This window comes from Romboutsia weinsteinii (genome assembly GCF_002250835.2).
Classification (GTDB): Bacteria; Bacillota; Clostridia; order Peptostreptococcales; family Peptostreptococcaceae; genus Romboutsia_A; species Romboutsia_A weinsteinii.
In genome coordinates this window covers 23179-36281 of record NZ_NOJY02000013.1, presented here as the reverse complement: position 1 = coordinate 36281, position 13103 = coordinate 23179, and the positions used below count along the sequence as shown (strand labels likewise).

Annotated in this window: 9 protein-coding genes and 1 other RNA gene; 9 read left to right on the top strand and 1 reads right to left on the bottom strand. The window is 29.7% G+C overall.

Going from position 1 to position 13103, the window contains the following annotated elements:
• Window positions 1-356: 356 nt before the first annotated feature.
• The 4 genes from CHL78_RS09325 to CHL78_RS09310 all read left to right on the top strand — a co-directional run bounded on the left by CHL78_RS09325 (window position 357) and on the right by CHL78_RS09310 (window position 4372).
• Window positions 357-1130, top strand: a complete 774-nt coding sequence (locus CHL78_RS09325) for an ATP-binding protein (RefSeq protein WP_094369210.1) — start codon at window positions 357-359, stop codon at window positions 1128-1130.
• A gap of 371 nt (window positions 1131-1501) precedes the next feature.
• Window positions 1502-2371, top strand: coding sequence for a UTP--glucose-1-phosphate uridylyltransferase GalU (gene galU, locus CHL78_RS09320; protein ID WP_094369209.1), 870 nt, complete (start codon window positions 1502-1504; stop codon window positions 2369-2371).
• A gap of 143 nt (window positions 2372-2514) precedes the next feature.
• Entirely contained in the window at window positions 2515-3495 is a 981-nt protein-coding gene (gene rfbB / locus CHL78_RS09315) for a dTDP-glucose 4,6-dehydratase (protein WP_094366132.1), read from the top strand.
• A 250-nt stretch (window positions 3496-3745) separates the two neighbouring features.
• The gene (locus tag CHL78_RS09310; RefSeq protein WP_094366134.1) at window positions 3746-4372 is read left to right on the top strand and encodes a PH domain-containing protein; all 627 of its coding nucleotides are present in this window, start codon (window positions 3746-3748) and stop codon (window positions 4370-4372) included.
• A 107-nt stretch (window positions 4373-4479) separates the two neighbouring features.
• Here CHL78_RS09310 and CHL78_RS09305 read toward each other — a convergent pair whose 3' ends face one another.
• Window positions 4480-5046 carry a hypothetical protein gene (locus tag CHL78_RS09305; protein WP_094366136.1) on the bottom strand — a complete coding sequence of 189 codons (567 nt, stop codon included), beginning with the start codon at window positions 5044-5046 and terminating at the stop codon, window positions 4480-4482.
• A 132-nt stretch (window positions 5047-5178) separates the two neighbouring features.
• Between CHL78_RS09305 and rnpB the strand changes: the two genes are divergently transcribed.
• From rnpB to CHL78_RS09280, 5 genes are all read left to right on the top strand, one after another.
• Window positions 5179-5524, top strand: an RNA gene (rnpB, locus tag CHL78_RS09300) — RNase P RNA component class A.
• A gap of 442 nt (window positions 5525-5966) precedes the next feature.
• On the top strand, window positions 5967-6980 hold the full coding sequence (gene galE, locus CHL78_RS09295; RefSeq protein ID WP_094366138.1) for a UDP-glucose 4-epimerase GalE: 1014 nt from the start codon (window positions 5967-5969) through the stop codon (window positions 6978-6980).
• Window positions 6981-7120: 140 nt separating this feature from the next.
• On the top strand, window positions 7121-8659 hold the full coding sequence (murJ, locus tag CHL78_RS09290; protein ID WP_094366140.1) for a murein biosynthesis integral membrane protein MurJ: 1539 nt from the start codon (window positions 7121-7123) through the stop codon (window positions 8657-8659).
• Window positions 8660-8825: 166 nt separating this feature from the next.
• Window positions 8826-11063 carry a family 10 glycosylhydrolase gene (locus CHL78_RS09285; protein ID WP_094366142.1) on the top strand — a complete coding sequence of 746 codons (2238 nt, stop codon included), beginning with the start codon at window positions 8826-8828 and terminating at the stop codon, window positions 11061-11063.
• 28 nt (window positions 11064-11091) lie between these two features.
• The gene (locus tag CHL78_RS09280) at window positions 11092-12930 is read left to right on the top strand and encodes an N-acetylmuramoyl-L-alanine amidase (RefSeq protein WP_094366144.1); all 1839 of its coding nucleotides are present in this window, start codon (window positions 11092-11094) and stop codon (window positions 12928-12930) included.
• The last annotated feature ends 173 nt before the right edge of the window (window positions 12931-13103 follow it).

Below are 13103 nucleotides of genomic sequence, written 5' to 3'. Positions count from 1 at the left end.
GTTGCCTCTTAATGATTAAGTATAATCTAAGGAGGCAACTCTTTTTATTCTATAGTATATGAAGTAGTGTACATGAAACTTACTTAAGTGAAGTTGTATATAAAAATAATAGGAGAAAAAGAAGAAAAAAAGTAAGAGGATAAGGGGGAGAAAAAGAAGAATATATATAGTCTGTTAACTTATAAACAGAAGAAATACAAAATTATAGTCATAAATTAACTAGTAGTTTAATACAATATCAAAGTGGCTGTTTAATTACTAAAATAAAGTACATTTATAAAATCAAAAGATTTAAATGATGTTAAATCTAAAAATGACTTAAATGTTATAAGGGATGCAAAAGGGGGGCGATAGTAATGGAGCTAAACCTGTCACCACAGTTTAAAGAGAGAATAAATCAGTTTATACAAAGCCAATCAAAAAATAGCTCAGACGAAAATAAAAGCTACTTATCTCATAGATATAAGTGCAGCAAGTGCAAAGATTTAACTTTTATTATTGAAGGTAAGGAAGTAATACCATGTAAGTGCAAAGAAGAAAAAGACACTGAAAATATATATGCAAGTAGTGGTATAAGTGGAGAACTTGTAAATAAAAGCTTTGATAATTTTAATTATGCTTATGATTTGCAAATTATGGATGCTTTTAATACTGCTAAAAACTATGCAAAATATTTTAATAGTATAAAAAATACTAAAAATAATTCCATAATATTTATGGGATCAGAAGGTTGTGGAAAGACTCATTTGTCTTTGGCAATTGCAAATAATCTTATAAATAGAGGTATATACGTTGTTTATATGTCTTGTGTAGATGACATGAAAATATTAAAGCGAAGTATTAAAAAAAGAGAAGATTATATAAATGCAATTGATAGATATAAAGAAGCACAGGTACTTATATTAGATGATTTATTTAGATTTAATGTAAGCGATATAGAATTAGAGATTATATCTGATATAATAAATTACAGGTATATTAATAGTAAGCCTATGATTATAAATAGTGAAAAATCTATGAAGGATATATGTGATATAGATGAATCTGTAGGTAATATTATTAGTCAGATATGTAAGAAGCGAAATGTTGAAATTAAAGTAAATAGATTAGGTTCTAAAGTTTATGGATAAAATGTAAGTTACGGTAATTAGCTCATTATCTAAGTTTCTATACTCATATCCCTATAATATAAAACTTAGATAATGACTTTTTATAATAGATTAAATTATAATTTTAAACAATGTAAATATGTATTTTATTTATAAAATAAAGAGTAGCTGTAATAGATTTATCTATTACAGCTACTCTTTTTATATGTTAATTAAAGATATTACAAAATCATATAAAAAGTATAAAAATTATAGTATATATGATAAAATAATATTCTATTTAATAAAGTAACATAGACACTGCCGTAGAATTATTTGTAAAAAAACTGATATAATAAAGTATATAGTAATATGCTTATAAATGAATTTAAACATAGATAGGGAGATAAATCATGAAAAAAACAGTAAGAAAAGCCATAATACCGGCGGCTGGGTTAGGGACAAGATTTTTGCCAGCTACTAAATCACAACCAAAGGAAATGCTTCCAATAGTAGATAAGCCAACACTTCAGTATATAATAGAAGAAGCAATAGCATCTGGTATAGAAGAAATATTAGTAGTAACAGGAAGAAACAAAAAATCTATAGAAGACCATTTTGATCGTTCTGTAGAACTAGAGTTAGAATTAGAATCTAAAAATAAGAAAGAAATGTTAGAAATGGTAAGGGACATATCTAACATGGTTAACATACATTTTATAAGACAAAAAGAACCAAAAGGACTAGGACATGCTATTCACTGTGCTAAGAGCTTTATAGGAGATGAACCTTTTGCAGTACTTCTTGGAGATGATATAGTAGACAGTGAAACACCATGTTTAAAGCAACTTATAAATGCATATGATGAGTATAAGACTTCAGTATTAGGAGTACAAAAAGTTGCTAAAGAAGATACAGATAAGTACGGAATATTAGATGTGAAGCATATAGAAGATAGAGTATACAAGGTAAAAGACATGGTTGAAAAGCCAAAGGTAGAAGAAGCTCCATCTCAAATAGCTATACTAGGAAGATATATAATAACTCCAGCTATATTTGATATATTAGAAAATCAAGCTCCAGGTAAAGGTGGAGAAATCCAACTTACAGATGCTCTTAAGACTTTAGGTCATCAAGAAGCAATATACGCTTATAATTTTGAAGGAAGAAGATACGATGTAGGTGATAAGTTAGGTTTTTTAGAAGCTACTATAGACTATGCACTTAAGAGAGATGAACTTAAAGATGGTTTAATGGAATATTTAAAGACTGTAGTAAAGTAGTATAAATATAATAAGATATAAATTAAAAGGGTTACTTTTGTAATCCTTTTTTTATGCATACATAGAATATAAATAGAGATAAAACTAATGTATTAACTAAGTGAAAAAGTAATCTCAATTAAATATAGGGAGGAGAATAATATATGAAAAAAATACTAATTACAGGTGGTGCAGGATTTATAGGTAGTAACTTTGTAAGACATATGGTTAAAAAATATAAAGATTATATGATTGTTAACCTAGATAAATTAACTTATGCAGCAAACTTAAATAGTTTAAATGATATAGTAAATTATCCTAATTATAAATTTGTAGAAGGAGATATCGCAGATAGAGAATTTATATTTAATTTATTTGAAGAAGAAAAATTCAATATAATAGTAAACTTTGCAGCAGAATCTCATGTAGATAGATCAGTAGAAGATCCAGGCATATTTATAACTACCAATGTAGTAGGAACACAGGTATTACTAGATGCATCAAAAGAATATGAAGTAGAAAGATATCATCAAGTATCTACAGATGAGGTGTATGGAGACTTACCATTAGATAGAAGTGATTTATTTTTCACAGAAGACACACCACTAAATCCAAGCTCTCCTTACTCTGCATCAAAAGCAAGTGCAGATTTTTTAGTGTCAGCATACAATAGAACATTTGGACTTCCAACAACTATATCTAGATGCTCAAACAACTACGGTCCATACCATTTTCCAGAAAAACTAATACCTCTTATAATATCAAGAGCTTCAAAGAATCAATTTATACCAGTGTATGGAGATGGACAAAACATAAGAGACTGGCTACATGTATATGACCACTGTAGTGCTATAGACCTTATAATACATAAGGGGAAAGTTGGAGAAGTGTATAATATAGGTGGACATAATGAAAAAACTAATATAGAAGTAGTAAAAACAATATTAAAAGATTTAAACAAACCAGAGAGTCTAATAATGTATGTAAAAGATAGACCAGGGCATGATTTAAGATATGCAATAGATGCCAGTAAACTAGAAAATGAACTTGGGTGGAAAGCAGAGTACAATTTTGAAACAGGAATAGAACAGACTATTAAATGGTATTTAGATAATAAGGATTGGTGGCAAAATATAAAGCTGTAATATTGAAATAAATAGCATTATGTAAACTATTAAGTAGCGTATTATCCTAATGTGTTAAATATAATGTTCTTAGCATAATACGTAGTAGAAAATAATTAATAAGTCTACTATATGAAGTGATATAATACTACATATAGTAGACTTATATTAATAAATTACGATAATATATTAATCTTTAGCTTACTAACTCAATTTACTAATATTTTTAAAATATAATATCTTAAGTAAATCTTAAAAAAGGAGAATACATATGGCAGGAAACTTATTTGGGAAAATAGCAGCTGATACACTTGGAATATCGGATATAGGGAAAATAATATCACCGAAGGATTTTGATAAAGTAGATGGTGATGATTATATAATGCACGAGGATGGAGAAAAAATATTCTTCGTGATAAAATCCAAAACTGATGAGTATGTATTTACAAACCAAGGATTACTACATGTAGATGGAACTAGTGCTATTAGCAAAAAAAGAACAGTAGTAAGACATGAATTTTGCTATGAAAGAGTAAGTAACGTAACTTTAGAAACAGCTGGAACTATAGATGCTGATGTAGAGATAAAGTTTAGTTTTGGAGAAAGAAGCTTCAGTATAGATGTTGATAAAAGACAACTAGAAGAGTTAAAAGATCTTTATAAAACATTAGTTGAGATAAGCAGGATGCAAAAATCAAATTATAGACTTTTAGAAGATGGAACTAATGGACTTAAAATGGCTAACGATGCAATATCAAGATGCCATATTGATGGATCAAATATAAGTACTATAGCTCATGATCTAACTAATTTCAACTTAGATTGGATGGAAGCTTTAAGAAAAACTTATAACAAAAAAGATTTTACAGAAGTATATGAAAAATATATAAATAATTAAATAATGACCAATTAGCCTTACATCTAAAAATATTAATTTAAGATATTTTTAGGTGTAAGGCTTTATTATGTATATAAGTTTTTGAAAACGTAAAATCAATATCTAAGCTAATTTATCTTAGCCTGAAGTAAGCTAAATCCAAGGGTTAGTAAATCACTATCAGTTATATCTGTATCACAATTTTTAAGAGTATCAGTTATAAGTTGGTAATTCTTAACCAACCCAGTAGTTTTAAATTCTGAGCTTAGCTGCTTTAAAGTCTCTCCTATAACATCCATATCGCTTTTGGATAGATTTATATAATTATCTGTATCAGAAGATGCAGCTTTTATATCGGACTTATCCTTTAGTAGCTCTATTTCTATTTTATTAGCATCTAAATCAAGAGAAACTACTGCATTGTAGTTGTTAGATAAAACCAAAAGATCATAATCACTACTAAATACATCTTGTTCATTTGATACTATCGTATTATCTTTATTATCTTTAGTTGACTTAGAATTATATTTATTGCTAAAATTACTATTTTTATCATTAATACTGTTTGATACATAGGATTCATCTTTAACTTTATTAGGAGTATAGTTGTTTATAATACTTGCACCTTTAAAAATAGCAGTAGAGGTAGCCACTAAAAGTATACACACTAGAATAGATTTTTTTTGAAATTTCACTATATCAACCTCCTTTCTACTTTTAATAAATTTATATTTGATTTATTTCCAGATGATGAAAAAATATACAGTGCCAATAATTTGACATGAATATATATTTGTGATAATATAGGTAAAGTCAATTGAATATATTAAGTAAGTCAGATAATCGCGGGTAGCATTTGCTACGTGAGGAAAGTCGGAGCTCCATAGAGCAAGGGTGCTAGGTAACGCCTAGTGGGAGCGATCCTAAGGAAAGTGCAACAGAAAATTACCGCCTTCTTTTTAAGAAGGTAAGGATGAAAAGGCGAGGTAAGAGCTCACCAGATGCTAGATGACTAGCATGCTGTGTAAACCCCACCCGGAGCAAGACCAAGATAGGATAAAAAGGGTGCTGCTCGTACCCTCCGGTAGGTAGGTCGCTTGAGCCTATTGGTGACGATAGGCCTAGACAGATGATTATCTAATACAGAACTCCGCTTATAGATTTGCTTATTATAATAGACGTAAACACTAGCTTTCTAGCTAGTGTTTTTTTATTATAATTTACATGATTTATAGATATGTTATAACTTACTATTTTCCTAAACTTGAGGTTTTTTTATTGAAGAATAATATTTCTGTAGGTTAGATTTTTATGCTAGCTATGGGTAATTTGGAAATCTAGATGCCATAGTTTAGATTAGGTGTAGTATTTATAGAAAAAATACTACTTAAAAGTTTTTCAGTAATATTATTTTGTAAATAGTTAATACTGAAACTAAGTATTAAAAAATATTATATATACTCTAAAATTGAGGAATACTAATATATTCATATAAATAATTTGAAATTTTGACAAGTAGTATAATTATATTGTAAAATATTAGTATAAATATTACAAAAAGTGGTTAATTAATCATAATTTATAAATAAAAATAAAGGAAAGAAGGGGTTATAATATGGCAGTTTTAGTAAGTGGAGGAGCTGGATATATAGGCAGCCATACCTCTATACAGCTTTTGGAAGCAGGGTATGAGGTAGTTATAGTAGATAATCTTTGTAATAGTAATAAGATAGTAATAGATAGAATAGAAGAATTATCAGGTAAAAAAACAAAATTTTATGAAATAGATATAACTAATGGTAATGACTTAGAAGTTGTATTCAAAGAAAATAAAATAGATTCAGTTATACACTTTGCAGCACTTAAAGCAGTTGGAGAGTCTGTTGACAAACCATTAGAGTATTATAGCAATAACTTGATAAATACCTTAGTATTACTACAGGTAATGAAAAAGTATGATGTTAAGAAATTTGTATTTAGTTCATCAGCTACAGTTTATGGAGATCCACACACTTGCCCGATATTAGAAGATTTTCCATTATCAACTACAAATCCTTATGGTGCAACAAAGCTTATGATAGAGGATATGCTGAGAGATATGTGTAAAGCTGATGATAGCTTAGATGTAGCTATACTTAGATACTTCAATCCAGTAGGAGCACATAAGAGTGGTAGAATAGGAGAGGAGCCAAGTGGTATACCGAACAACTTAATGCCTTATATAACTAAGGTAGCAGTAGGCCAATTGGAATGTTTAAGTGTATTTGGGGATGATTATAATACACCTGACGGTACAGGTGTAAGAGACTATATACATGTTGAAGATTTAGCAAATGGACATCTTAAAGCACTTGAAAAGCTTGAGTCACATACGGGGTTAGTTACTTATAACTTAGGTACTGGAAATGGGTATAGTGTACTTGACTTAGTTAAAGCTTTTGCAAAGGCTAGTGGAAAGGAAATACCATATAAAATAGTTGATAGAAGACCAGGAGATATTGCTATGTGCTATGCAGATCCTTCTAAGGCTAGGAAAGAGCTTAATTGGGAAGCTAAGTATGGCATTGATGAAATGTGTGAAGACTCTTGGAGATGGCAAAGTAATAATAAAAATGGATATGAAGAATAATTATATAAAACTTAATAAATAGATATAATAAAAAAGATTGATAAAATGGATATTAATACAACTTTATCAATCTTTTTCAAGTTATGTAAAGACAAGAGGATAAAAATATTAATTAAAGATTAGGTTATAGGAGTGAAAATATGAGCAAAACAGCTAAAGCAGCACTGGGATTAATGATAGTCACGATGGCGTCTAAGTTATTAGGATTTGCTAGAGAACAAGTATTAGGATATTACTATGGAATTGGTGACTATGCATCTGCATATATAACAGCAATGAATATACCACTTGTAATTTTTGCGGCAGTAGGAACCGCGATAGCAACTACATTTATACCTATATATATGGAAGTAGATTCATCAAAGGGTAAAGAAATTTCTAATAAATTTACGAGCAATGTATGTAACGTAGTTATTGTATTAGGATTAATACTGTCTATATTAGGATTTATATTTGCTGAACCTTTAGTTAAGTTATTTGCGTTTAAGTTTGAGGGAGAAATACTATATACAACAGTTAGATTCTCTAGGATAATGATTTTTGGTATGGTATTTATTGGACTAAGTAATGTCATGACGGCATATTTACAAGCTAAAAGTAATTTTACAGTTCCTGGTTTAATTGGATTTCCATATAATATTATCATAATAATTTCGATAATTTTAAGTGCAAGTGGAAATATTGATATATTAGCATATGGAACATTATTTGCAATGGCTAGTCAGTTTCTATTCCAAGTACCATTTGCATACAAAATGAGCTATAAGTACAAACCATATATAAAAATGAATGATGAACACATAAAAAAAATGATATGGTTAATTGCACCGATTTTTATTGGTGTAGCTGTAAATCAAGTTAATATTATAGTGGATAGAAGTGTAGCCTCAGCGATAGGTACTGAAATTATACCAGCGCTTAATTATGCAAATAGACTAAATGGATTTGTGCAGGGACTCTTTATTACCTCAGTAGCATCTGTAATTTATCCAATGTTATCTAGATTATCTGCAGATAAGAATAACGAAAAGTTTATTGGTGCAGTGTCAACTAGTGTAAACAGCGTTATACTGCTAATGATACCAATATCTATAGGCGCTATAGTCCTAGCAAAACCTGTGGTTAGGTTGGTATTTGAAAGAGGGGAATTTGATGCCTATGCAACGCAGCTTACATCCATATCACTTATAATGTATTCAATTGGAATGACTGCATTTGGACTTAGAGATATCTTAAGTAAGGTATTCTATTCACTACAAGATACTAAGTCACCTATGATAAATGGTGCACTAGCAGTTGGAATAAATATAATATTAAATATTGTATTTGCTAAGCTAATAGGATATGCAGGGTTACCTCTTGCTACTAGTACATCAGCTATTATTTGTATTTTACTACTATTTAAAAACTTAAAGAAAAAAGTGGGATACTATGGACAAGATAAGATAGCTAAGACAACGATAAAATCACTTATAGCATCTTTAATAATGGGGGTTATTACGTGGTTTGTATATAAAGGCATGAGTACTTTATTAGGAGAAGGATTTATTAATGAAGCTATATCTTTATTAACTTCAATTACATTAGGAGTTGTTTCGTATAGTATTGTTGTATTATTTATGAAAATAGATGAAGTAAGTATGGTATTAGATACAATTAAGAAAAAGTTAAAAAAATAAATAAAAATAAAAGGAGATGAAAAATCATCTCCTTTTATTTTGTTAATTTAGATAGTAATATGTATAAAAAATAGATGAATTGTTATAAAAATATACTATTAGTAGAAAAAAAAAGTAATATATAGTATCATATATGTTGTATTTAGTAATTATATGGGGGGAATTAATGAAAAAAATAATTATGATGATGATAACTATATTTATTATATTAAGCAATAGTAATATAGCAGAAGCAGACGTATCATCAGTTAGTAAAAGAGAAACTAGAGCGGTTTGGATATCATCTGTACATAACATAGATTGGCCAAATTCCAAACATAAAAATAATGCTCAAGCGCAAAAGCAAGACTTCATAGATATATTAGATGAGGTTAAAAAATTAGGATTTAATACTGTAATAGTTCAAGTTAGACCAAAAGGAGATGCATTATATAAATCAGAAATAAATCCATGGTCAGATGTATTGACAGGTTCACAAGGAAAAGACCCTGGATATGATCCATTAGAATTTATGATAGAAGAGGCTCATAAAAGAAATCTAGAATTACATGCATGGTTTAATCCATATAGAATAACAACTAGTGGAACTAACCTAGATGTATTATCAAATGATAATAAGGCAAAGCAAAATCCTTCCTGGGTAGTTGAAAGTAAATCAGGAGAGGATAAGTATGGAAATCCGATATATGGGCTATTTTACAATCCAGGATTACCTCAAGTAAGAGATTATATAGTAGGAAGCATAGATGAAGTTGTGAAAAATTATGATGTAGATGGAATTGTATTTGATGATTACTTTTATCCATCAAAAGATTTTGCAGATCAAGATGCATATCAACAATACTCTAATGGACTAAGTCTAGATGATTTCAGACGCGATAGTGTAAATAAGCTGGTTAAAGATGTGAGAACTTCTATAAATAATATAAAACCATATGTCAAATTTGGTATAAGTCCAAGAGGGATATGGAAAAATGCATCTAGTGATCCCACTGGATCTGAAACATCTGGAGGACAAAGTTATTATGATATATACGCGGACACGAGAACATGGATAAACAATGGGTGGATAGATTATGTATCACCGCAATTGTATTGGGAAATTGGCAATAAAGCAGCTGACTATTCTAAACTTGTACCTTGGTGGGGCAATGAAGTTCAAGGCAAAAATACTCACTTATATATTTCACAAGGAATATATAAGGAATCTGTAGCATCTCAAATAATACCTCAGGTAAATTTGAATAAAAGTAACTCAAATGTGTCAGGTAGTATACATTATAGCTTAAAGGATATACGAAATAATTTTGCTGGAGTTAGAGATAGTTTAAGCCAAATATATAAATATCCTGCACTACCTAAAGTAATGAATTGGAAAGATAGCGTACCACCTAAATCTCCGAATATTATAATAAACAGAGTATCTAATTCAAATGAAATTATAATAAATAGAGTATCTGATGATACTAGATATTACGTCATCTATAGATTTAAAGATGGAGAATCAATAAATATAGATGATCCGAGTAAAATCTTAACAACAGTTCCAAGTGTAGGTCAAAAATCCGAATATAAGGACATTAACATAAATAGTAATGATAAATATGTATATGCGATAACATCAGTTGATAGAGCTCATAATGAAAGTGATCCATCAATAGTTAGCGACCAGGTAAATAATAACAAACATTTCTTAGATATAAATACTTTCTTTGGAGAACAAAGTGCTAAAAATGCAATGAATGCTTTGAAAAATGAAACAGGATGGTATGTAGATTATAAGAAAATTACAGTTGATAATTCTAAATATAGATTGGTTACAGGAGAATTTAATAGTGAAGAAAGTGTAAAAGATGCTGTTAAAAAACTTACAGATATGACTGGATGGTGGGTAACGTATGAGACTACAGATACAAATGGTAAGTATAGAATTGTAACTGGAGAATTTAATAGCAAATCAAGTGTAGAATCAGCCGTAAAGCTAGTCAAAAATTCTATGGGGTGGTGGGTAACATATGAAAGCATTGGTGAAACAAATGTATCTGTAAGTACTACACCAATATATAGAATTGTAACTGGTGACTTTAACAATGAGAGTAGTGCTAGCAATGCGCTTGAAGAACTGATGAATTTAACAGGATGGTGGGCAAAATATGAGCCTAGTAAAGACCCAGGAAAATATAGAATTGTAACTGGTGGATTCACAGGGGAGGAATCAGTACAAATAGCAGTAGATACTATTAGAAGTAAGTTTAATTGGTGGGCAGTTCATGAAGAAACAGGTGAATTTGTGGATAACTATAGACTAGTAACAGGCGATTTTGTTAACAAACTAGTAGCAGAAGAAAAAGCTTCCTGGGTTAGACATAAGTATGGATGGTATGTAGAAGTTAAAGAAAGATAATAAAAATTTTAAAAGGGAGATTGAGACAGTGAAATTTATAAAAAAGATATTTGCAAGTGTTTTAACCATAGGAATGGTAATTTCGAGTAATATATCTGCATATGCAGATTTTGATCTAGAGGATGGAAGAAATCATATAATAGATATAGAGCAAACGCAGGAACAAGGTGATGCTCCAATGCCATATGTGTTTAATTCATATGAAAAAAATGCTACATTTTATCTATATAATAATGTAAATATAAAAATGTATAATACTCCATCGACTTCATCTCAAGTTGTTGGAGAACTAGAACCACAAATGCTAGTAGCAACAAAAAGAAAAGGAAACTATTTCTATATAGATACATATGCAGGTTATAAATGGATATATAAAGATGATAATGTACAGCTAAGAGAAATAGAAAATATGAATAATGAACAATTTACGACTAGTACTACTTTAAATTTACATAGTAAGCCTTTTGATATATTTAAAACAGAAGTGCAGATACCTGTAGGTACATACTCTATAAAAAATAAGGCAGGGGATTGGTTCTATATTGATAATGGAAATGTATCAGGATGGTTCTATACTGAAAATGGAAAATTCCCAAATAGCGTGTCAACTATGGATAAAACTAACATATTAGGAGTTCCTCTAAAAGTTAAGCTAGCAAAAATTAGTAATAACGTAAGACCAGCAAATCCTATGAAGCCGAAGTATATAACAATACATAATACGGCAAATACTGGTAAAGGAGCTAATGCCAGTGCTCATGCAAACTTACTATACAATAATTCAATCAATGGAGGTAGCTATACATCATGGCATTTCACAGCGGATGACAAAGAAATATACCAAAGTTTACCTATGAATGAAATAGGATACCACGCTGGTGATGGAAGTGGTCCTGGTAATAGAAGTAGTATAGGTATAGAAATATGTGAAAACTCTGATGGAAACTATATGGCAGCTGAAGAAAACGGAGCAAAACTAGCAGCTCAACTTCTACACGAACTAAATTTACCTGTTAGTAGCTTAAGAATGCATAAAGATTTTTCGGGGAAAAACTGTCCAGCTAAGATATTAGGAAGAGATAATGGATGGAATTCATTTGTATCTAAGGTTCAAAAATATTATAACGATTTAGTGCCTGATACAAATAAATATTACATAGACATGTTTAGTTTTCCAGGTGAACAAAGTGTATTAGACGCAAAAAATGCATTAGGAAAAGCGACTGGTTGGTATTTAGAGCATAAAAAAATATCATTAGATAATACTCAATATAGGATTGTAACTGGTGAATTTGGTAGTGAAGAACAAGCAAGAAATGCAGTAAGCGAACTACAAAGAATAGGCGGTTGGTGGTCGAAATATGAACCAACAGGAAGTCCTGGTAAATTTAGAGTCGTTACAGGTACATTCACAGGAGAAGAACAAGTAAAATCTGCATTACAGAAAATACAGTCAAAAACTGGATGGTGGGTTAAATATGAATCTGTAGGAGATGCTAATGTAAACTATAGTACTACTCCAATATATAGAATTGTAACTGGAGAGTTTAATAATTTAGAGATGGCAAAAAAAGCAGTTCAGGATTTAAGTGACACTATGGGATGGTGGTCAAAATATGAGCCTACATCAAACCCAGGTAAGTATAGAGTGGTTACTGGTGGATTTATGGGTGAAGCATCAGTAAAAAATGCAATGAATACAATAAATTCAAAGTTTGGTTGGTGGACTAGAGCAGAAGAAACTGGTGAATTTGTTTATAATTATAGACTTGTTACAGGAGATTTTAATAGTAAGAGTCAAGCATATGAAAAGTCTGATTGGATTAAAAACAATTATGGTTGGTATAATCAAGTTAAAGTTAGGTAAGACACTTAAGTATAAATAAAAAAGTCCTTTGAAGTATCAGTAAAGTATAGATATTTCAAAGGGCTTTTTTATAATCTCTACTATATTTACATAAAATATCTAAGTATGTTATTATTATACATAAAGTAAAAAATAAATATTATATAAAATAATAACTCACGAAGGGAAAATAT